At 71.6% G+C, this 20,158-nt stretch carries 20 protein-coding genes and 1 tRNA gene; 13 read left to right on the top strand and 8 right to left on the bottom strand.

Annotation, left to right across the window (positions count from 1 at the left end; translation table 11 throughout):
* Positions 1-291: 291 nt before the first annotated feature.
* Both ACWEBX_RS25640 and ACWEBX_RS25645 read left to right on the top strand, forming a co-directional pair.
* Positions 292-2,142, top strand: coding sequence for a sel1 repeat family protein (locus tag ACWEBX_RS25640; protein ID WP_451887167.1), 1,851 nt, complete (start codon positions 292-294; stop codon positions 2,140-2,142).
* Between the two features lie 392 nt (positions 2,143-2,534).
* Positions 2,535-2,608, top strand: a tRNA-Met gene (locus ACWEBX_RS25645).
* A gap of 151 nt (positions 2,609-2,759) precedes the next feature.
* On the opposite strand, the gene ACWEBX_RS25650 is transcribed toward ACWEBX_RS25645, so the two are convergent.
* The 4 genes from ACWEBX_RS25650 to hisN all read right to left on the bottom strand — a co-directional run bounded on the left by ACWEBX_RS25650 (position 2,760) and on the right by hisN (position 5,081).
* Complete coding sequence (locus tag ACWEBX_RS25650; protein ID WP_355775184.1) at positions 2,760-3,182, bottom strand: Fur family transcriptional regulator; 423 nt, start codon at positions 3,180-3,182, stop codon at positions 2,760-2,762.
* Positions 3,183-3,370: 188 nt separating this feature from the next.
* Entirely contained in the window at positions 3,371-3,763 is a 393-nt protein-coding gene (locus ACWEBX_RS25655) for a CBS domain-containing protein (protein WP_451887168.1), read from the bottom strand.
* A gap of 194 nt (positions 3,764-3,957) precedes the next feature.
* Entirely contained in the window at positions 3,958-4,230 is a 273-nt protein-coding gene (locus ACWEBX_RS25660) for a hypothetical protein (RefSeq protein ID WP_451887169.1), read from the bottom strand.
* 50 nt (positions 4,231-4,280) lie between these two features.
* On the bottom strand, positions 4,281-5,081 hold the full coding sequence (hisN, locus tag ACWEBX_RS25665; RefSeq protein ID WP_451887170.1) for a histidinol-phosphatase: 801 nt from the start codon (positions 5,079-5,081) through the stop codon (positions 4,281-4,283).
* 228 nt (positions 5,082-5,309) lie between these two features.
* Between hisN and ACWEBX_RS25670 the strand changes: the two genes are divergently transcribed.
* The gene (locus ACWEBX_RS25670) at positions 5,310-5,918 is read left to right on the top strand and encodes a TetR/AcrR family transcriptional regulator (protein WP_451887171.1); all 609 of its coding nucleotides are present in this window, start codon (positions 5,310-5,312) and stop codon (positions 5,916-5,918) included.
* Between the two features lie 45 nt (positions 5,919-5,963).
* On the opposite strand, the gene ACWEBX_RS25675 is transcribed toward ACWEBX_RS25670, so the two are convergent.
* The 4 genes from ACWEBX_RS25675 to ACWEBX_RS25690 all read right to left on the bottom strand — a co-directional run bounded on the left by ACWEBX_RS25675 (position 5,964) and on the right by ACWEBX_RS25690 (position 9,831).
* Positions 5,964-6,287 (bottom strand): DMT family transporter, encoded by a 324-nt coding sequence (locus ACWEBX_RS25675; protein ID WP_451887172.1) that lies wholly within the window; start codon positions 6,285-6,287, stop codon positions 5,964-5,966.
* 123 nt (positions 6,288-6,410) lie between these two features.
* Positions 6,411-7,424, bottom strand: coding sequence for a ribosome small subunit-dependent GTPase A (gene rsgA / locus ACWEBX_RS25680; protein ID WP_451887173.1), 1,014 nt, complete (start codon positions 7,422-7,424; stop codon positions 6,411-6,413).
* Between the two features lie 16 nt (positions 7,425-7,440).
* Entirely contained in the window at positions 7,441-8,781 is a 1,341-nt protein-coding gene (gene aroA, locus ACWEBX_RS25685; RefSeq protein ID WP_451887174.1) for a 3-phosphoshikimate 1-carboxyvinyltransferase, read from the bottom strand.
* A 318-nt stretch (positions 8,782-9,099) separates the two neighbouring features.
* Positions 9,100-9,831 carry a M50 family metallopeptidase gene (locus ACWEBX_RS25690; RefSeq protein ID WP_451887175.1) on the bottom strand — a complete coding sequence of 244 codons (732 nt, stop codon included), beginning with the start codon at positions 9,829-9,831 and terminating at the stop codon, positions 9,100-9,102.
* 50 nt (positions 9,832-9,881) lie between these two features.
* On the opposite strand from ACWEBX_RS25690, the gene ACWEBX_RS25695 reads away from it, so the two are divergent.
* The 10 genes from ACWEBX_RS25695 (at position 9,882) to ACWEBX_RS25740 (ending at position 20,105) form a co-directional block, all read left to right on the top strand.
* Positions 9,882-10,697 (top strand): SOS response-associated peptidase, encoded by an 816-nt coding sequence (locus ACWEBX_RS25695; RefSeq protein ID WP_451887176.1) that lies wholly within the window; start codon positions 9,882-9,884, stop codon positions 10,695-10,697.
* Positions 10,698-10,741: 44 nt separating this feature from the next.
* A complete protein-coding gene (locus tag ACWEBX_RS25700) occupies positions 10,742-11,368 on the top strand; it encodes an alpha/beta hydrolase family protein (protein ID WP_451887177.1) in 627 nt (208 codons plus the stop codon).
* Between the two features lie 255 nt (positions 11,369-11,623).
* Positions 11,624-12,316, top strand: coding sequence for an RNA polymerase sigma factor SigR (gene sigR, locus ACWEBX_RS25705; protein ID WP_326790805.1), 693 nt, complete (start codon positions 11,624-11,626; stop codon positions 12,314-12,316).
* Positions 12,313-12,615 (top strand): mycothiol system anti-sigma-R factor, encoded by a 303-nt coding sequence (gene rsrA / locus ACWEBX_RS25710; RefSeq protein ID WP_328448430.1) that lies wholly within the window; start codon positions 12,313-12,315, stop codon positions 12,613-12,615. Before sigR ends, rsrA begins: the two co-directional genes overlap by 4 nt.
* Positions 12,616-12,803: 188 nt before the next feature.
* Positions 12,804-14,162 (top strand): HD-GYP domain-containing protein, encoded by a 1,359-nt coding sequence (locus tag ACWEBX_RS25715; protein ID WP_451887178.1) that lies wholly within the window; start codon positions 12,804-12,806, stop codon positions 14,160-14,162.
* Between the two features lie 71 nt (positions 14,163-14,233).
* Complete coding sequence (locus ACWEBX_RS25720) at positions 14,234-15,457, top strand: HD domain-containing protein (RefSeq protein WP_451887194.1); 1,224 nt, start codon at positions 14,234-14,236, stop codon at positions 15,455-15,457.
* A gap of 153 nt (positions 15,458-15,610) precedes the next feature.
* A complete protein-coding gene (locus ACWEBX_RS25725; protein ID WP_451887179.1) occupies positions 15,611-16,591 on the top strand; it encodes a tetratricopeptide repeat protein in 981 nt (326 codons plus the stop codon).
* A gap of 59 nt (positions 16,592-16,650) precedes the next feature.
* Entirely contained in the window at positions 16,651-17,301 is a 651-nt protein-coding gene (gene def, locus ACWEBX_RS25730; protein ID WP_451887180.1) for a peptide deformylase, read from the top strand.
* A gap of 342 nt (positions 17,302-17,643) precedes the next feature.
* On the top strand, positions 17,644-18,723 hold the full coding sequence (cyc1, locus tag ACWEBX_RS25735) for an epi-isozizaene synthase (protein ID WP_451887181.1): 1,080 nt from the start codon (positions 17,644-17,646) through the stop codon (positions 18,721-18,723).
* Positions 18,720-20,105, top strand: coding sequence for a bifunctional albaflavenone monooxygenase/terpene synthase (locus tag ACWEBX_RS25740; protein WP_451887182.1), 1,386 nt, complete (start codon positions 18,720-18,722; stop codon positions 20,103-20,105). The genes cyc1 and ACWEBX_RS25740 overlap by 4 nt, the downstream gene beginning before the upstream one ends.
* The last annotated feature ends 53 nt before the right edge of the window (positions 20,106-20,158 follow it).

The raw sequence follows: 20,158 nt of genomic DNA on the forward strand, positions 1-20,158 counted from the left end.
CTCTTCCCCCACCCGCCTCTCTACCTATCCCCCAGAGGTCGCAGGTTCAAATCCTGTCCCCGCTACTCAAGTCGAAGGCCCGGATCCAGTTCATGGATCCGGGCCTTCGACGTGTGACGCCACGCCGGGGCGCGCCGGTGACCTGCCGACTCGTTTGAAGTGCCGCGACATGCGAGGGGAGTTGAGCGTTCTGTGTTTGACTTGTCTCTCTGTGGGCATGTCGACAAAACGCTGAAGTGACCTCACTGGCTGCGGTATACCAGGTGTACCCAGGTAGCAGGTGGTGCGACGATGGACGTTATGGGGGACAAGGCAACTCTGTTGGATACAGGGCGGTTTGCGCAGTCTGCCGACTTTGAGCAGCCGGCGGATCTCACGCAGCCTTCCGACCGGGACGAGACCGGCGAGGCTGCCGAGGAGGCGCGCCAGTGGTCGGCCGCGGAGGCCGGTGACGTCGAGGCGATGAGCGTCCTCGGGGCCATGCTGCTGCGCCGCGGCGATCTCGACGCTGCCGAACCGCAGTTGCGCGCGGCCACCGCCGCGGGTGACCGTGCCGCCGCCAACAATCTGGGTGTCCTCCTCTACCAGCGCGGATACGCCGACGAGGCCGCCGGATGGTGGCGGATCGCCGCCGTCGCCGGCAGTGCCGCCGCCGCGCACGCGCTCGGCCGGCACCACCGCGAGCGCGGTGACGAGCCCGCCGCCGAGTACTGGCTGCGCCAGTCCGCCGAACAGGGCCACGCCCTGGGCGCCTACGCTCTCGCCGATCTGCTGGAGCATCGTAGCGACGTGGGTGCCGAGCAGTGGATGCGGGCCGCCGCCGAGCGGGGGCACCGCGAGGCCGCGTACCGGCTGGCGCGCACGCTCGACCGCAAAGCCCTGGACTCGGGCGAGGCCGTGGGTGACAACGGTGTCATCGGTGCCGCCGGACAGGCCGCCGAGCAGTGGTACCGGCAGGCCGCCGCGCGTGGGCACCGCAGGGCCGCGCTGCATCTCGGGGCCATCCTGGAGAAGCGCGGCGATCTCAAGGAGGCCGGGCGCTGGTATCTGACCTCCGCCAAGGACGGGGAGGCGCGTGCCGCGTGCGCCCTCGGGTTCCTGCTGCGCGACGCCGGGGACCCCGACAGTGCCGCCGTGTGGTGGTTGCGGGCCGCCCAGGACGGGGACGGGAACGCAGCCAACGCGCTGGGCGCGCTGCACGCCGAGCGGGGCGAGACCCAGACCGCCGAGCGGTGGTACCGCGCCGCGATGGACGCGGGTGACGTGAACGGCGCGTACAACCTCGGGCTGCTCTGCGCCGAGCAGGGGCGCACCGCGCAGGCCGAGCAGTGGTACCGCAGGGCCGCGTACGCCGGTCACCGCGAGGCCGCCAACGCCCTGGCGATCCTGCTGCTCCAGGTCGGCGACGCGGCCGGGGCCGAGCCCTGGTTCTCCAAGGCCGCGGAGGCCGGGAGCGTGGACGCCGCGTTCAACCTCGGCATCCTGCACGCCGGGCGCGCCACCGAGAGCGACGACGCCGCGGCGCTGCGGTGGTACGAGCGCGCGGCCGCCGCCGGTCACACGGAGGCGGCGCTCCAGGTGGGCATCGCGCGGCTGCGGGAGGGCGACGAGCCGGCTGCCGAGCGGCATCTGCGGTGCGCCGCGGGAGGGGGCAGCGCGGAGGCCGCCTACCGTCTCGCCGCCGTGCTCGACGCTCGGCGGCCCCCGGCGCCCGCGCACGAACTCGGGGAGCCCGCGCAGGAGAAGAGCGAGTGCGAGGAGTGGTACGAGCGGGCCGCGTCCCAGGGGCACCGGCGTGCGCAGGTGCGGGTCGGGATGCTGGCCGCGGCGCGGGGCGACGTCGTGGAGGCTGTGCGCTGGTACCGCGAGGCCGCCGAGGCCGGGTCGCGCAACGGCGCCTTCAACCTCGGGCTGCTGCTGGCCCGCGAGGGCAGTGAGCCGGAAGCGGCGCTGTGGTGGACCCGCGCGGCGGACGCGGGCCACGGTCGGGCGGCGCTCCGGCTGGCGCTCGTGTACGCGCGGCGCGGGGAGCTCGCCGAGGGCCAGCGCTGGGCCGACCGGGCCGTGTCGCTGGGCCCGGCGGAGGTCGCCGAGCGGGCGGCACGGCTGCGGGACGCCTTGCGGGAGGAACTGTCGGCGTGAGGGCGGGGCGGCCGAGGGTCGCCGGTTGCGCCGGGCGCTGATCGGGAGCGGGGTGGCCGGACGGGCCTTCGGCCGAGCGGGGTGGTGTTGGCGGGGTTGCCGGGGAGCGCGCCGGCTCACTCGGGACCTGCTGCCTTGCCGGGGGCCGTGCTGACCCCCGGGGGACCTGCTGTGCTGCTGGGGAAGGTGTCGGCCCGGCCCGGGAGCTGTTGTCCCGCAGGGGGTTGCAACGGCGCACCGAGGGCCTGCCGCCCCGCCGGGGGCCGCACCACCCCGGACCTGCCGCTCCGCGGGGGACCGCGCCGCCCCCATGGTCGTCGGGCGGTCGTCGGGCCGCCCCTGTTAATGGATTTGCGCGGGCCACCGTCTTGACGTACTGTTCAGTTCATCGACGCGGGGTGGAGCAGCTCGGTAGCTCGCTGGGCTCATAACCCAGAGGTCGCAGGTTCAAATCCTGTCCCCGCTACTGAAGGCCGAGGGCCGGAATCCGAAAGGGTTCCGGCCCTCGGTGCGTTTGCGGGTCCCGCACGGAAACGCGGCAGCGAACAGTGAACCGCGGCGGTGAACGGTGAACGGAGAGCGGCGGCCGGCTGTGGTGAGTGGACGTCGGTGTGCCGCTACGCCGCGATGGCCGCGCAGTCGGGGCAGACGCCTCGGTAGGTCACCTCGACGTCGGAGACGGCGAAGCCGAAGCGCTCCGAGTCGGGGAGGTCGCCGAGCGGGTTGCCGATCGGGTGGACGTCGCGGATCGCCCCGCACCGGGCGCAGACCAGGTGGTGGTGCGGACGGTGCGCGTTCGGGTCGTACCGCTTGGCGCGCTTGTCCGTGGCGACTTCCAGCACCTCGCCGAGCGAGACCAGCTCACCCAGCGTGTTGTAGACCGTCGCCCGGGAGATCTCGGGCAGCTTGGCCACGGCCCGGGCGTGCACCTCGTCGGCCGTCAGATGGACGTGGTCGCCGTCGAGGACCTCGGCCACGACACGTCGCTGCGCGGTCAGGCGCCATCCGCGTCCGCGCAGTCGTTCCAACAGGTCACTCATACAGGTCAGCGTAACAGCAGGTGGACCAGATCCCGAACAGGTGTGATTTTAGATCTTGCCCTGACTTGGACAATGTCCATGGCCCGGGACGGGCAGGGTGTGCCCGCCGCCGGCGGCGGGCCTGAACCCCCTTCATCTGCAAGGGGATTCAGGCCCGCCGACGTGTTCGGGCCGGGCCCGACGGCGTCTCAGGCCGGTACGTGCTGCCGGACGGGTGCCCAGCAGCGGATGATGTCGCGGACCGAGACGATGCCGACCGGTCCGCTGCCGTCGAGCACGATCAGATGCCGGAAGCCGCCGTGCGACATCGCGGCCGCGGCCTCATCCAAGGTCCAGGTGGGCGCCGCGAAGACGACGTCGGTGGTGGTGTGGCTGCCTGCGGTCTCCGAGTCCGGGTTCTGGCCGTGGGCGAGGGAGTTGAGGATGTCGCGTTCGGTGAGGATGCCGAGGCCGGAGGAGTCCTCGTCGAGGACCACCGCCGCGCCGACGTGACGCGCGGACATCAGGCGGGCCGCCTGGCGGAGGGTGTGTGCCGGGCCGATGGTGAGGACCACCGTGCTCATGGCGTCGCGGACGAGCATGGGCTGGAGCCACCTCCTCGGTGAGCCGCGGGCTCTCCGGCTCCTCGGCGGAGCGCAAAGAGAAGCGGTTCACAAGTTCACAAGTGGGGGAGCTCTCAGGGTCGCAGTTAAAGAGACGGTCAACAAGGGGGCGTGTGCCGCGAGTTCGGGGGCGCCCGGGGTTGCTCAGCAGTCCCGGGGTCAGGCACGTCCGCTCAGGCGCCCCGCGGGCACCGCCGGGCCGGAGGAGCCGTCCGGCACTCCCCGTACGGCCCCACCGGGGCCACACACCTCGCGAAGGTGTCGTCGGCGCCGCTTCCCGGCGACCCGGTCGCGACGACCCGGCCCGCCGAGTCGAGGACGGTCACCGGCGCGCCCTGGTCGAGGTCGCCGTGCTCGTGATCGCCGGCGCGCGACCCCGGGGCTCCGGGATCGCCCGCGACCCGCACCTGCCCCGCCGGCGTGAACGCCTGGTCGCGGCATCGCATCGAGCGACCGCCATGTGAGTCACCGTCACATCACGTTCGCCGCCCGCCGCTCAGTAGCGCTGATTCAGATATCCCAGCATCTCGTCGTGGAGGATGCCGTTCGACGCGGCGGCGTTGCCGCTGTGTGGGCCGGGGCGTCCCTCGAGGCCGGTGAACATGCCGCCCGCCTCGGTCACGATGATCGCGTTCGCCGCCATGTCCCAGAGCGACAGCTCGGGTTCGGCGCAGATGTCGACCGAGCCCTCGGCGACCATCATGTACGGCCAGAAGTCGCCGTAACCGCGGGTGCGCCAGACCGCCTTCGTGAGATCGAGGAAACCGTCCAGACGGCCCTGGTCCTCCCAGCCGGACAGCGAGGAGTAGGCGAACGAGGCGTCGGACATCCGGGACACGCTGGAGACCCGCAGCCGGCTCGCGGAGGACAGGCTGCGGCCGGTGAACGCGCCGTGTCCCTTCGCCGCCCACCAGCGACGGCCTAGCGCGGGGGCGGAGACGACGCCCACGACCGGCTGGTAGCCGCCCTCGCCCGCCTCCATCAGGGAGATCAGCGTGGCCCAGACCGGCACACCGCGGACGTAGTTCTTGGTGCCGTCGATCGGGTCGATGACCCAGCGGCGCGGGCCCGTACCCTCGATGCCGTACTCCTCGCCGAGGACCGCGTCGCGCGGCCTGGCCCGCTGGAGATGGCCGCGGATGAGTTCCTCGGCGGCCTTGTCCGCCTCGCTCACCGGCGTCATGTCCGGCTTCGTCTCGACCTTCAGGTCGAGCGCCTTGAAGCGGTCCATCGTCGCGGCGTCGGCGGCGTCCGCCAGGACATGGGCGAGGCGCAGGTCATCGCGGTAGTCGGGCATGGGTGAACCGTATCTGCCCGCGTCGGGACGGGGCTACACAGGACCGCCGGGCGATCGCGGGGCCGGCCCGCCCCCCCGGCGCCTCCGGGAGGGCCCGCCACCGGGGCTTGCGCCCGGTCCGGGCGCGCGGGGCTTCGGGCCGCGCGCCCCTCGGGGCCGCCGCGACCCCTTGACAGTGCTCCCGCACGCGTCAAATCTGGCTTCAGAGCCGCTCGCCCCAAGGAGGCGATGATGCCCGCAGCGCGCGAATCGCTCTTGGACGCCGCCTATACGGCACTCGCGCGCAGGCCGTGGTCCGCGGTGCGGATGGTCGACGTGGCCGCGGTGGCCGGAGTGTCACGCCAGACGCTGTACAACGAGTTCGGGAGCAAGGAAGGCCTCGCGCGCGCCCTCGTACGGCGGGAGGCCGACGCCTATCTCGCGGGTGTCGACCGGGCCTTGGCCGCGCACACGGACGCGCGGGACCGATTGGCCGCGACCGCCGAGTGGACCGCGTCGACGGCCCGCAGCAACGCGCTGGTGCGGGCGATGCTGACCGGATGCTGGAGCGAGCGGCTGCCCTCGCCCGCGCTGTCCGCCGTGCCCTCGTCGTCCGCGGTGCCGGCGCAGCGGCGGGCCGACGGACCGCTGCCCTCGCCCGCCGACTTCGTGACGCTGGTCCGCGACCGCGCGGTCGCCGCGCTCGCCCTGTCCCGGGCGGACACCCCCGAGGTCGCACGGTCCTGCGAACTGGTGGCCAGGCTCGCGCTGTCGTGTGTCGTCGCTCCGCCCACCCGGGGCGGTGTCACGGAGCTGGTCAGAACCGCGCTCGCGCCGTCCCACCGGCTGGGTGTCTGAAGGGCGGGGCGCCCCGGGGCTCAACGGTTCCCGGAGGGTGTGGACTCAGTGCGCCGACCCCGACAACTGGAGCCCGATGACGCCGATGACGACCAGGCTGATCGAGACGATCTTGAGGACCGAGACCAGGTCGTCGAGGAAGATCATGCCGTAGATGGCGGTGCCGGCCGCGCCGATGCCGGTCCACACCGCGTAGGCGGGACCGACGTCGAGCTTCTTCAGAGAGAGGGTCAGCAGACCGAAGCTGCCGAGGGCGAAGACGCAGAAGGCGACGGTCGGCCAGAATCTGGTGAAGCCGTGGGAGAGCTTCAGGCAGACGGCGAAGCCGGTTTCGAGCAGTCCCGCCACAACGACCAGCAGCCACGCCATGTCTTGTCCTCCCGCATTCGCACGTCGACTGCTTCGGCTGGTCCGGACCGGCTCGGTGCGATTATGCATTCACCGACCCGGAGAAGCCCTTACCGACGGCGGGCGTACGCAAACACGGGGACGTCAGTCGCCCTCACGGCGCTCTCGTGTGGCCAGCAGACGGCGCAGCGAGTACAGCCGCTGCGGGTCCGCGTGGCCGTCGGCCACCCACTGGTCGAGCGCGCAGTCGGGTTCGTCGTGACTGCATGCGCGGGGGCAGCCCTCGGTGCCGGGTTCCAGATCGGGGAAGGCGTGGATGACCCGGGACGGATCGACGTGGTTCAGGCCGAAGGACCGGACACCCGGGGTGTCCACCACCCAGCCCCCGCCGCTGCCCGCCAGCGGCAGCGCGAGCGCCGAGGTGGTCGTGTGCCGGCCGCGGCCGGTAACCGCGTTGACATGTCCGGTCGTCCGGCGCCGCTCGGGCGGCACCAGCGCGTTCACCAGGGTCGTCTTGCCGACGCCCGAGTGACCGACGAACGCCGTGACCCTGCCGTTCAGTTGTTCACGCACCCGGTCGGCGGCGGCCTCGCTGCGCAGCTCCTCGCGGCTGGTCACCACGTACGGGATGTCGAGCGCGCCGTACAGCTCCAGGAACTTGTCCGGCGGGGCCAGGTCCGACTTCGTGAGCACGAGCAGCGGGGTCAGACCGCCGTCGAAGGCCGCGACCAGACAGCGGTCGATCAGCCGGGGGCGCGGCTCGGGGTCGGCGAGGGCGGTGACGATGGCGAGCTGGTCGGCGTTGGCGACGACCACGCGCTCGTACGGGTCGTCGTCGTCGGCCGTGCGGCGCAGCACCGAGTCGCGCGGCTCGATGCGGACGATGCGGGCGAGGGTGTCCTTCTCGCCGGACAGGTCGCCCACGATGGCCACCCGGTCGCCGACGACGGCGGCCTTGCGGCCCAGTTCGCGTGCCTTCATCGCCACCACGGCACGGTCCTCGACCAGACAGGTCAGCCGGCCGCGGTCGACCGTGAGGACCATGCCCTCGACGGCCTCCTCGTGCTTGGGGCGGATGTTCGTACGCGGACGGTTGCCCTTGCGGTTCGGCCGCTGGCGGATGTCGTCCTCGTCGGTGTTCTTGCCGTAACGGCGCATGATCCAGGTCCGCCCGTCAGTTCCCGAGCATTCCGGTCCACAGATCGGGGAAGTCCGGCAAGGTCTTCGCCGTCGTCGCCACGTTCTCGATCTGGACGCCCTCCACCGCCAGCCCGATGATCGCGCCGGCCGTCGCCATACGGTGGTCGTCGTACGTGTGGAAGATGCCGCCGTGCAGCCGGCGCGGCCGGATGTGCAGGCCGTCGGCGGTCTCGGTGACATCGCCGCCGAGTTCGTTGATCTCCTTGGTGAGCGCGGCCAGCCGGTCCGTCTCGTGCAGCCGCAGATGGGCCACGCCCCGCAGGGTGGAGGGGGAGTCGGCGAGCGCCGCGACCGCGGCGATGCCCGGGGTGAGCTCACCGACCTCGCCCAGGTCCACGTCGATACCGTGGACGGCACCCGAACCGGTGAACTGCAGTCCGGCCTCGGTCAGTTCGCAGGAACCACCCATCTCGGTGAAGATCTCCCGCAGCCGGTCGCCCGGCTGGGTGGTGTGGGCGGGCCAGTCGGGGATCACGACCGTGCCGCCGGTCACCAGCGCCGCCGCCAGGAACGGCTGGGCGTTCGACAGGTCCGGCTCGATGATCAGGTCCCGGCCGAGCAGCGCGCCCGGCGTCACCCGCCACACGTTCGGTTCACCGCCCGACTCGGGGGTGTCCACCTGGGCGCCGACCGCGCGCAGCATGTCCACGGTCATCCGGATGTGCGGCATGGACGGGAGGGTCGAGCCGGTGTGCCGTACCTCGACGCCCTGGTTGAAGCGCGGGGCGGAGAGCAGCAGGGCGGACACGAACTGGGAGGACGACGACGCGTCGATCTCCACCGGGCCGCCGTCCAGGGCGCCACCGCCGTGCACCTTCAGCGGCAGCGCGCCGCGGGCGTCGTCGTCGATCCGGGCGCCGAGCAGACGCAGCGCGTCGATCACGCCGTGCAGCGGACGCTCGTACGACCGCGGGTCGCCGTCGAAGCGGATGGGACCGTCCGCGAGCGCGGCGACGGGAGGCAGGAAGCGCATGACGGTACCGGCGTTGCCGACGTCGACCGTGGCCGGGCCGCGCAGGCCCGAGGGGATCACACGCCAGGCCTCGCCGGAGGCGTCCGGGCCGGCCGCGACCGTCGAGCTGGAGGCGACGGTCTCCTCGATGCCGACGCCCATCGCGCGGAGCGCGCCCGCCATCAGCAGGGTGTCGCGGGAACGCAGCGGGCGGCGCAGCCAGCCGGGCTCGGAGGCCAGCGCGGCCAGGACGAGAGCGCGGTTGGTGACCGACTTGGACCCCGGCACGTGAACCGTCGCGTCGACGGCTCCGCTTGCGTGCGGGGCTGGCCAGAGGGCGGTGTGGGCGGGGTTCACGGTCATGCGCCCCACTTTAGTGGCAGGGCGCCGGGCAGCCGCGGGTTCGTCACCGCCGGTGACGTCCGCCCGGGGGAGCCGGCGGGGCGAGCCTCGGGGCACACCGGGCGGGTCAGGCGCAGCTCAGGGCACATCGGCCGGCGTCGGGGCCGTTCCGAGGGCGTCGTGCCCCTGGAGTGTGACGTCAGGGCGCTGCGGGCAGCGGCTCACAGCTCCGGCACCGGACTCCCGCGTCCCACGGTCGCGGCAGCCGGAAACCCGCGGCTCACGGGCTTCAGGAGCGGGAAACCCGAGTTCACCGCCCCGGCAACGCGATCGCGTGTCTCACAGTTCCAGCAGCCAGCGTCCGCCGCCCATCAGCGAGCACAGCGACACGGCGTGGAAGAGGAACAGCCACAGCCCGGCCGGTACGTGCGCCAGCCGCGAGAGCTGGTCGGCGTCGGAGTCGCCCGCGCCGCCGCGCCTCCGCTTCGCCTGGAGTTCGAAGGCCGGGCGGACACCGCCGAGGAGCAGGAACCAGACCACGGCGTACGCGAACGCGGCCTGCACCTGGGGTCCGGCGAGCCAGGACACGAGCAGGAAGGTGCCGCCGGTGAGGATCACGGTGAGCGCGCCGTACGCGTTACGGATCATCACCAGCATGGCTATCAGCAGGGCCGTGGCCACCCACAGCAGCAGGGTGATGTGGCCGGCGCCGAGCAGCGCGGCGCCGCCGAGCCCGAGCAGCGGGGGAGCGGTGTAGCCCGCGGCGGCCGTGAGGATCATGCCGAGACCGGTCGGCTTGCCCCGGCTGACCGTGAGGCCGCTGGTGTCGGAGTGCAGCCGGATACCGCTGAGGCTGCGCCCCGTGAGCAGGGCGACCAGACCGTGACCGCCCTCGTGCGCGATGGTGATGGCGTTGCGGGAGACCCGCCAGACGCCGTGCGGGACGATCGCCGCGAGGGCCGCGACCATGGTGGCGATCACCACCCACAGATCGGGGTCCGGCTGTGTGCCGAACACCTCGTCCCACAGGGAGCTGAGCGAGGCCAGCGAGGTGGATGCGGTGCTGTCCATTGTCGGTGGTGGCTCCCTTTCGCGGCGCGGAATCTGGCAGTGTTGCACGTATGTGCGGACGGTATGCAGCCAGTCGTGGACCCGAGGATCTCGCAGCAACCTTTGAGGTCGAGAAGTGGGATCCGGAAGAGACCTTGGCGCCCGACTACAACGTGGCCCCGACCAAGGAGGTCTACGTCGTCCTCGACCGCCCTGTGAAGGACGCGGACAGCCCGAGGCCGGTTCGCCAGCTCCGCAGGCTCAAGTGGGGACTCGTCCCGTCCTGGTCGAAGACGCCCGAGGGCGCCGCCCGGATGATCAACGCGCGCGCCGAGACGGTGCACGAGAAGCCCTCGTACCGCCGCGCCTTCGCCGCCCGGCGCTGTGTCATCCCCGCCGACGGCTACTACGAATGGGTCACCTCCGGCGCCGAACGCGAGCTGGAGGTCGAGGGCAGGAAGAAGCGGCCCCGCAAGCAGCCGTACTTCGTGACGCCGGCGGACGGATCGGTCTTCGCGATGGCGGGCCTGTACGAGTTCTGGCGGGACCGGACCCTGCCGGACGAGCATCCGCTGGCCTGGTGGGTGACCTGCTCCGTCATCACGACCGAGGCGGAGACGGCACCGCTCGCGGTGGGCTCCGCCGAGGGCCCGCGAGCACTGGCCGACATCCACCCCCGGATGCCCCTGATGCTCACCCCCGACCGCTGGGACCACTGGCTCGACCCCGCCCGCACGGACCCGGACGAGCTCCGTGACCTGCTCGCGCCGCCGCCCACCGGGCTGATGCGCGCGTACCCCGTCTCCACCGCGGTCAGCAACGTCCGCAACAACGGCGCGGAGCTGCTGAAGGAGCTCGAAGGGCCCGAGGAGGGCACACTCTTCTGACGGGCGAGGATCAGCGGCCTTCCGACCTGACGAGGATCAGCGACGTGAGCGAGACCATCGAGACCGGCGCCGGTACGGCCCGGATCACCTGGCACCGGGCGGCGGAGGCGCGGCTCGTGCTCGTCGCGAGCCATGGCGCGGGCGGCGGCATCGAGGCCCGGGACCTGCGGGCGCTCGCCGAGGTGCTCCCCGCCCACGGGGTGAGCGTGGCACTCGTCGAACAGCCCTGGCGGGTGGCCGGGAAGAAGGTGGCCCCCGCGCCGAAGACGCTGGACGTGGGATGGCGGGGCGTGTGGCCGGCGCTGGCGGAGCAGGGGCTGCCCGTGGTCTCCGGAGGCCGCAGCGCGGGCGCCCGGGTCGCGTGCAGGACCGCGGTGGAGCTGGGCGCCGCCGCGGTGCTCGCCCTGAGCTTTCCCCTGCACCCGCCGGGCAGGCCGGAGAAGTCCCGCGCCGCCGAACTGCTCGGCGCGGGGGTGCCCACACTCGTCGTCCAGGGCGGCAACGACCCGTTCGGCCGGCCGGAGGAGTTCCCGACGGGCTCGTACGAGCTGGTCGAAGTGCCCTACGGCGATCACGGCTTCGCCGTCCCGAAGCGGGCTCCGCTCGGCGAGGAGGAGGCGTTGAAGATCATCACGGACAGTGTCGTGGGGTGGGCCGCGTCACTCGGGTGACGGCCGGGAATGCAGAGTGACGGACTTCTGTTGTGCGGATCAGACAGCACGCAGCGTGCTGCACCGTTCGTACGAGAGGAAGTCCGCCGCATGGGTTCGACCTTCTGCCCGAGCCGCAGCAGCCGCGCTGACCTGGACTGGACGGTGCTGCACGCGGGCAAGAACGCCCCGATTCGGGCGGCGGGCGGGCATGATGTTCGTCTATCCTCCGATTCCAGTGGGACCGGTCTCGGTCTCGCTACGTCGCTGGAGGAGGTGGGTCCGGTCACTGGGACCGACGCAGGGACCGAAAACGGCCAGGCGGAGCAGCCCGAGGGCCAGGGCACGAGCGACGCGACGGCGGAGACTTCCGCCGAGCGCACCGCGCGCTTCGAGCGGGACGCGCTCGAATTCCTCGACCAGATGTACTCGGCCGCCCTGCGCATGACACGCAATCCGGCCGACGCCGAGGACCTGGTGCAGGAGACGTACGCCAAGGCGTACGCGTCCTTCCACCAGTTCCGCGAGGGCACGAACCTCAAGGCGTGGCTGTACCGCATTCTCACCAACACCTTCATCAACTCGTACCGCAAGAAGCAGCGCGAACCCCAGCGCAGTGCGGCCGAGGAGATCGAGGACTGGCAGCTCGCGCGCGCCGAGTCGCACATGTCGACCGGCCTCCGTTCCGCCGAGTCGCAGGCGCTGGACCACCTGCCCGACTCCGACGTCAAGGAAGCGCTGCAGGCGATCCCCGAGGAATTCCGCATCGCCGTCTATCTCGCGGACGTAGAGGGCTTTGCGTACAAGGAGATCGCGGACATCATGGGGACACCCATCGGTACGGTGATGTCCCGGCTGCACCGGGGCCGTCGCCAACTGCGCGGCATGCTGGAGGACTACGCCCGTGACCGCGGGCTGGTTCCCGCCGGCGCCGGAGAGTCGAACGAAGCGAAAGGCTCGGGCTCATGAGCTGCGGAGAGCCGCACGAGACGGATTGCAGTGAGGTACTCGATCATCTGTACGAGTTCCTCGATCATGAGATGCCGGACGCGGACTGCACCAAGTTCGAGGTCCACTTCGAGGAGTGCTCTCCGTGCCTGGAGAAGTACGGCCTCGAACAGGCCGTCAAGAAGTTGGTCAAGCGGTGCTGCGGCCATGACGACGTGCCCACCGACCTGCGGGCCAAGGTCATGGGCCGCATCGATCTGATCCGCTCCGGACAGGCCGTGCCCGAGCACGACGTGACCGCGACGGCCCAGGAGTCCTGACTCCGGGCGGCTCTCCGCCACGAGGGCCACGCCGGCTGCGGCGAAAGCCTCCCGGCCCTCCCTTTATCACCCGAACGTGCTAATCCGCGGGCCTGGAGCCCGCGGATTCGCACATACCCGTCCCCACGCCCTTCCTCCCGCCCTAGGCTCCGCCCTGACAACGGGGGAGGTTCGGGGGAGGTACGGGGATGGGTTCGGTTCCGGCGTGGGCCCGTGCGTACGTGGCCGGTGTCGTCCTCCTGGCGCTCGCCTGTCTGGCTCCCCTGCCGCACCTGAGCGTGCCCTGGGAGATCGCCGCGCTGCTCGCCGTCCTGTACGCGGGCTGCGAGCGCCTCACCCTGCAACTCCGGCCGCACGGAGCCGGCGCCCCCGGCGGCGACACCACGCAGGGAATGGGCACCTTCCTCCCCGTGCTGCTGGCCGGCGCTTTTCTGTTGCCGCCGCCCGCCGCCGCCCTCGTCGCGCTGCCCGGGGCGCTGCTCGCGCGGGTCGAACTGCGCCCGCGCGGCGTGCGCCGGATCTGGCACGCCGCACAGCTCGCCGTCGCCGTCTGGGCCGCGTCCCGGGCATACGGGGCGCTCGGCGGCCGGGACGCGCTCGACACGCCCGACTTCCCCTACGCGCTCGTGCCCGCCGGCGCCGCGGTGCTCACCTTCTGCGCCGCGCTCACCGTCCTCGACGGCGGGATCCTCGCGCTGGCCGAGCGCGCTCCGGTGCGCGATGCCTGGCACGGACTCTTCGCGCGCTCGCTGGCCCCGGTCGCCGTGCACGGCCTCGCCGGGCTGATGATGGCGGTGCTCTGGCGGAGCCCGTACGGACCCGTCGCCGCGCTGCTCGTCCTGCTGCCGATGTACGTGTCCTGCTGGGTCTTCGCCCAGTACCACCGCGAACGGGCCGCCCACCAGGCCACCATCCGCGCCCTCGTCCAGGCCGTCGACATCAAGGACGGCTACACCCGCGGACACAGCGAGCGGGTCGGCCGGGCGTCCGTGATGATCGCCCGTGAGCTGGGCATGCACGACGAGCGTGTCGAGGTGCTGCGGTTCGCCGGAATCCTGCACGACGTCGGCAAACTCGGCGTCCCCACCCGGCTGCTGCGCAAGGACGGACCGCTGACCCCCGAGGAGCGGCAGGTCATCGAACTGCATCCCGAGTACGGGCACGAGATGGTCCGCGGGATCGGGTTCCTCGGCGAGGCACGCTCGGCGATCCTGCACCACCACGAGCGGCTGGACGGAAGCGGATACCCGTACGGTCTCGCGGGGCCGCAGATCCCGGAGTTCGCCCGGGTGGTGGCCGTCGCCGACGCGTTCGACGCCATGACCTCGACCCGCTCCTACCGCAGGGCCCGCCCGGTGGGGGCGGCGCTGGACGAACTGGGGCGGTGCGCGGGCACGCAGTTCGACCCCCGGATGGTGGCGGCGCTGGTGCGGGCGCTCGACCGGCACGGCTGGCATCCCGCGGTGACCGCGGACACCGCCCCGACGGGCCCGCCCGGCGTGCCGCCGGCCCATCCGTCCGACACCGTCGGGCGGAGCGCGCCGTGAGCGCCACCGCCTCCCGGCAGGAGGCCCCCGCCCGTACCGCCCGTCCCGCGCCGGCCGGCGGAGCCCCCGCCCTGCTCACCGCGGTGCGCGCCCTCGCCCTCGCCCTCACGCTGCTCGCCCTCGGCGTCACCCTCTGGGAGGGCATCGACGAACGCGGCACGGCGCTGGCCTTCGGCCTGCTCATAACCGTCGGCGAGCTCGCCCGGTGGAGCGGGGCCGAGCAGCGCGAGTCCGCACCCCTCGGGGCCGCCGGAGCCCTCGCGTACGCGCTGCTCGGCGAGAACGCCGGGCACCGCACCGACCACGGCGTCCTCCAGGTCGTCGCCGTCGTGGTGGCGGCGGCCCTGATCGGCTGCGTCCCGCACGTGGCGCGGGGGGACGCGCCGACGCCCGACCATCTCGCCCGCCGCGTCCTGACCGTCGCCTTCGCCGCTGTCTGCTTCCAACCCCTCTACGACCGGGGCAGGTTGCTGGAGTGGGGCGGCTCGGCCCAGGCCCTGCTGCTGGTCGCGCTGCTGGTCCTCACCACCCTGTGGGACGCGGTGCTCGCGGCGGCCATGGCCCACGCGCGGACCCGGTGGCCGTTCGGGCCGCTGCTGCGCGACGAGCTGCGGGCCACCCTCGGGATCGGTTCGGCCGTGTGCGCGACCGGGGCCGTCATGGCGCTCGCCGTCGCGGTGGTCGGACTGTGGGCGCTGCCCGTCTTCTCCCTGCCGCTGCTGCTCACCCAGCTCTCCTTCCGGCGCTACGCGGCCGTGCGGGTCACCTACCGGCAGACGATCGCCTCCCTCGCGCGTGCGACCGAGATCGCCGGGTACACGCCGGCCGGGCACGCCCGCCGGGTGGCCGCCCTGAGCAGGGCCGTGGGCCGTGAGCTGGGCCTGTCCGAGCCCGATCTGACCGTCCTGGAGTACGCGGCGCTGATGCACGACATCGGGCAGCTCAGCCTGGTCGACCCCGTACCGGCGGGTGCCACCGCCGCGCTCCCGGCGGCCGAGCAGCGGCGCATCGCGCTGCTCGGCGGCGCCGTGGTCCGGCAGACCGGCGTGGAGGCCGAGGTCGCCGTCGTGGTGGAGCGGCAGGCGGACCCGTACCGGGACCAGCCGGTGACCGCGCGCATCGTGCGGACGGTGAACGCATACGAGGAGATGGCCCGGGCAGCAGGGCCCACAGGGCCGCTGACCGCGCTGGAGAAACTCCGGCTGGCCACCGCCCGCGACTACCAGCCGGAGGTCGTGGAGTCACTGGCCCGGGTCCTGTCCCGGGCCGGTCTGACCTTGCCCAGGGCTGGGTAACCCATGGGTAATGAGCGGCCGTCCGAAGGTACGTGGTTGGATGCGAGGGAGAGGGTGTCAGGGGGCGCGGGCCGGCCCGGGGCTGCACTGCCTCCCAGGGACTCTTCGAGGCACCGGCAGGCGGGCAACGCAAGGAACTGGCAGGCGGGAATCGTGAGGATCTTCGGCAAGGGACGACACCGGCCCTCAGCCTCATGGCGGCAGGCCACCGACCGTGCGTTCACGCTGATCGGCGACGGCCGGTACGAGGACGCGGGGGCGCTGCTGACACGTGCCGCGGACCTGGAGCCCTGGCTGTCCGAGTCCTGGTTCAACCTGGCCCTGCTGCACAAGTTCCGGCACGACTGGGAGCAGGCGCGGGCGGCGGGTCTGCGGGCCGTGGCCCTGCTCGACCGGGAGACCGGCGCACCCGACTGGTGGAACGTGGGGATCGCGGCCACCGCCCTGCAGGACTGGCCACTGGCGCGGCGCTCCTGGCAGGCGTACGGACTGCGGGTGCCCGGCGGAGCTGCCGTCTCCGGTGAACCCACGGGCATGGACCTCGGCAGCGCGGCCGTGCGGCTGTCGCCGGAGGGCGAGGCCGAGGTGGTGTGGGGGCGCCGGCTGGACCCCGCCCGCGTCGAGGTGCTGTCGATCCCGCTGCCGTCCTCCGGACGCCGCTGGGGCGAGGTCGTGCTGCACGACGGCGTTCCGCACGGCGAGCGGACCACCGCCGCCGGGCACGCCTACCCGGTCTTCGACGAGATCGAGCTGTGGGCCCCTTCACCGGTGCCGACCTGGGTCGTCCTCCTGGAGGCGGCCACCGAGGAGGACCGGGACGCGCTGGAGCGGCTCGCCGCCGACGCCGGCTTCGCCGCGGAGGACTGGTCGTCGTCCGTACGGCTGCTGTGCCGGATGTGCTCCGAGTCCCGCATGCCCTCCGACGAGGGCGACGAGGAGCACCTCGACCCGCACGACCACAGTGAGCCGGGGCACCCCGGTCCGCTCGGTCATCGCACCGACGGGCAGCTCTGGGTGCCCGAGCGGGAGTGCGGTCTCGCGGCACCGGCCTCGCTGGTGCGCGGCCTGCTCGACGGCTGGGTCGCCGACAGCCCGGACTCCCGCGACTGGCGGGATCTGGAAGAGGTCTGCTGAGCGCACCTTTAGGCTGTAGGCGCAGGACATCACAAGGTCTGAGGAAGGCGTACGTCGTCATGGCGCAGCAGGAAACCGATCAGCAGCACGTGGGCGTGCTCCCCGTGGACGACGACGGCTTCGTCATCGACACCGAGGACGCCGAGGAGCGCGAGACGGCCTACCGCGAGGGCGGCACGTCGCGCCCGATCACGGTGGTCGGGAACCCGGTGCTGCACAAGGAGTGCAAGGACGTCACGGAGTTCGGGGACGAACTCGACCGGTTGGTCGCCGACATGTTCGCGAGCCAGCGCACCGCCGAGGGCGTGGGTCTGGCTGCCAATCAGATCGGCGTCGACCTGAAGGTCTTCGTCTACGACTGCCAGGACGACCAGGGTGTCCGGCACGTCGGCGTGGTCTGCAACCCGAAGCTGGTCGACCTGCCCGCCGACCGGCGTCAGCTCGACGAGAGCAACGAGGGCTGCCTGTCCGTGCCGACCGCCTACGCGCCGCTCGCCCGCCCGGACTACGCCGAGGTCACCGGGCAGGACGAGAAGGGCAACCCGGTCCGGCTGCGCGGTACGGGCTACTTCGCGCGCTGCCTCCAGCACGAGACGGACCACCTGTACGGCTACCTGTACATCGACCGGCTCTCCAAGCGCGACCGCAAGGACGCGCTGCGGCAGATGGCCGAGAACGAGCCGCGCTACGCGACCGTGGCGAACGACTGAGCCTCTGGTCGCCGGGCGCCCCGCGCCCCTGTGACATAAATTGACCGGCGTGACGCGCGGTCTCTCGTGGGCCCACTCGAACGGTGCCTGGACAGGTGATCCTCCTGACCAGGCACCGTTCGCATGTACGTCGCATGTTCGATCCCTTGTGCTCCTGCAGTGATCCAGATTCAGTCACACAAGGGGAGATTCTCGGCATGGTCGAGTAGTCAGTGGGCCAAATCCGTTCCCAGAACGGTCAGTTGTGGTGCTGAATGGGAAGTGCGGGGATACGCAACGGCGCGCGCGCCCGGCACAGCGGGAGGGGCGTGACGTCAACAAGCGGCTGAGAGGGGTTTGTTCGTGCGTGCTTTCTCATACGGCTCTCCATCGACAGCGCTCGCGGTTCCACCGGCGCTCTATCTCCCGGTGATCGAGTCCGGGTTTCCCCGTCAACTGCACCCGTATTGGCCGAGGCTCCAGGAGAACACCAGGAGCTGGCTGCTCGAAAAACGCCTGATGCCCGCGGACAAGGTCGAGGAGTACGCCGACGGCTTGTGCTACACGGACCTCATGGCGGGCTACTACATAGGCGCCGCCGACGAGGTCCTGCAGGCGATAGCGGACTACAGCGCGTGGTTCTTCGTCTGGGACGACCGGCACGACCGCGATGTCGTCCACGGCCGCGCGAACGCCTGGCGGAAGCTCAGGCTCCGGCTCCACGCGGCCCTCGACGCCCCCAGAGCCCATCTGCACCACCAGGATCCCCTGGTGGCGGGGTTCGCCGACAGCATGGTGCGGCTGTACTCGTTCCTCGGCGAGAACTGGAACAAACGGTTCGCGCGTCACTTCCACGCGGTGATCGAAGCGTACGACCGGGAGTTCCGGAACCGGACCTCCGGCATTGTTCCCACGGTCCCGGAATACCTGGAACTCCGTCGGCTCACTTTCGCGCACCGGATCTGGACCGACCTTCTGGAACCGAGCGCGGGCCGTGAACTACCCGCCGACGTCCGGCGGCATCCGGCATTCCGGCGGGCGGCACTGCTCAGTCAGGAATTCGCCGCCTGGTACAACGATCTCTGCTCGCTTCCCAAAGAAATAGCGGGCGACGAGGTCCACAATCTCGGAATCAGTCTCATTCACCATCAGGGGCTCACGCTCGAAGAAGCCGTCTTCGAAGTGAGGCGGCGGGTCGAGGAATGCGTGGAACAATTCCTCGTCGCCGAGAAGGACGTCTCACGGCTCGCCGAATTACTCGCCGACGGCACGGTCCGGGGAAAAGAGACGAGCATCGCCGTCATGGCGTGCCTCGGAAACATGCGGAACTGGTTCAGCTCCGTGTACTGGTTCCACCACGAGTCGGGCCGGTACATGGTCGACAACTGGGACGACCGCTCCACACCCCCGTACGTCAACAATGAAGCGGCAGGTGAGAAATGACCGTCGACGCGGTACGACCCGAGATGCCCGAGGTGCGGGAGCTGTCCGTCCCGCCCCTCGCCGGTGGCGGGGTGCCCGTCCTCGGGCACGGCTGGAAACTGGTCCGCGATCCGCTGGGCTTCCTCGCCCGGCTGCGCGACCACGGTGACGTCGTGCGGCTGAGGATGGGACCCAAGACGGTGTACGCCGTCACCACCCCCGCGCTCACCGGGGCGCTGGCGCTCAGCCCCGACTACGAGATAGGCGGCCCCCTGTGGGAGTCGCTCGAAGGGCTGCTGGGCAAGCAGGGCGTCGCCACGGCCAACGGGGCGCAGCACAGGCGCCAGCGCCGGACCATCCAGCCCGCGTTCCGGGCCGACATCATCCCCGAGTACGGCCCGATCATGGAGGAGGAGGCGAAGGCGTTCGCGGAGCGCTGGGAGAGCGGCGCGGCGGTCGACTGCACCTCCGAGTCGTTCCGTGTCGCGGTCCGTGTCGCCGCCCGCTGTCTGCTGCGCGGGCGGTTCATGGACGAGCGCGCCGAGCGGCTGAGCGTCGCGCTCGCCACCGTGTTCCGCGGCATGTACCGGCGCATGGTGATACCCGCGGGACCGCTGTACCGGCTCCCGCTCCCCTCGATACGCGCATTCGACCGCGCATTGGCCGATCTGCACGCGCTTGTCGACGAGATCATCGACGAGCGGCGGGCATCTGGTCAAAAGCCGGACGATTTGCTGACGGCATTGCTGGAAGCGAAGAACGACGACGGCGACCCCATAGACGAACAGGAGATCCACGACCAAGTCGTCGCGATACTGACCCCGGGCAGCGAAACCATCGCATCCACGATCATGTGGTTGCTTCAAGTGTTGACGGAACATCCGGAACAGGCGGACAAAGTGGCCGCAGAGGTCCGATCCGTCTCGGGAGACCGGCCCGTCGGATTCGCCGACGTCCGGAAGCTGTCGCACACGAACAATGTCGTCGTCGAGGCGATGCGTTTACGCCCCGCCGTATGGATATTGACGCGACGCGCGGTGGCCGAAACCGAGCTGGGCGGCTATAGGATTCCGGCCGGTGCCGACATCGTCTACAGCCCGTACGCGATCCAGCGCGACCCCCGGTCGTACCAGGAGCATCTGGATTTCGATCCCGACCGCTGGCTTCCGGAACGTTCCACGGACATCCCGAAGTACGCCATGCGCCCCTTCAGCGTGGGCAACCGTAAGTGCCCGAGCGACCATTTCTCGATGGCACTGCTCTCCCTGATCACCGCGACCGTGGCGTCCCGGTGGCGCTTCGAGCCGGTGTCCGGGTCCAGCGACGCGACCCGCGTCGGCATCACTCTGCGTCCCCACGGCCTGCGGCTGAAGGCCCGGCCGCGCCAGGAGGACCCGGCCTAGGCCGTCGGCCGGTCACCGGCCCTCAGACCGCCGCGGCGCACGTCCGGACCGGG

It is taken from the genome of Streptomyces sp. NPDC005070 (genome assembly GCF_053600395.1).

What these genes read in the sequence shown, in the direction of transcription:
- def (WP_451887180.1), top strand. Translation starts at nt 16,651, where the DNA reads ATGGCGCAGCAGGAAACCGATCAGCAGCACGTGGGCGTGCTCCCCGTG.
- rsgA (WP_451887173.1), bottom strand. Translation starts at nt 7,424, where the DNA reads ATGCGCCGTTACGGCAAGAACACCGACGAGGACGACATCCGCCAGCGG.
- ACWEBX_RS25695 (WP_451887176.1), top strand. Translation starts at nt 9,882, where the DNA reads ATGTGCGGACGGTATGCAGCCAGTCGTGGACCCGAGGATCTCGCAGCA.
- ACWEBX_RS25670 (WP_451887171.1), top strand. Translation starts at nt 5,310, where the DNA reads ATGATGCCCGCAGCGCGCGAATCGCTCTTGGACGCCGCCTATACGGCA.
- ACWEBX_RS25655 (WP_451887168.1), bottom strand. Translation starts at nt 3,763, where the DNA reads ATGCTCGTCCGCGACGCCATGAGCACGGTGGTCCTCACCATCGGCCCG.
- ACWEBX_RS25690 (WP_451887175.1), bottom strand. Translation starts at nt 9,831, where the DNA reads ATGGACAGCACCGCATCCACCTCGCTGGCCTCGCTCAGCTCCCTGTGG.
- ACWEBX_RS25715 (WP_451887178.1), top strand. Translation starts at nt 12,804, where the DNA reads ATGGGTTCGGTTCCGGCGTGGGCCCGTGCGTACGTGGCCGGTGTCGTC.
- ACWEBX_RS25640 (WP_451887167.1), top strand. Translation starts at nt 292, where the DNA reads ATGGACGTTATGGGGGACAAGGCAACTCTGTTGGATACAGGGCGGTTT.
- ACWEBX_RS25660 (WP_451887169.1), bottom strand. Translation starts at nt 4,230, where the DNA reads ATGCGATGCCGCGACCAGGCGTTCACGCCGGCGGGGCAGGTGCGGGTC.
- ACWEBX_RS25675 (WP_451887172.1), bottom strand. Translation starts at nt 6,287, where the DNA reads ATGGCGTGGCTGCTGGTCGTTGTGGCGGGACTGCTCGAAACCGGCTTC.
- ACWEBX_RS25650 (WP_355775184.1), bottom strand. Translation starts at nt 3,182, where the DNA reads ATGAGTGACCTGTTGGAACGACTGCGCGGACGCGGATGGCGCCTGACC.
- rsrA (WP_328448430.1), top strand. Translation starts at nt 12,313, where the DNA reads ATGAGCTGCGGAGAGCCGCACGAGACGGATTGCAGTGAGGTACTCGAT.
- hisN (WP_451887170.1), bottom strand. Translation starts at nt 5,081, where the DNA reads ATGCCCGACTACCGCGATGACCTGCGCCTCGCCCATGTCCTGGCGGAC.
- ACWEBX_RS25740 (WP_451887182.1), top strand. Translation starts at nt 18,720, where the DNA reads ATGACCGTCGACGCGGTACGACCCGAGATGCCCGAGGTGCGGGAGCTG.
- aroA (WP_451887174.1), bottom strand. Translation starts at nt 8,781, where the DNA reads ATGACCGTGAACCCCGCCCACACCGCCCTCTGGCCAGCCCCGCACGCA.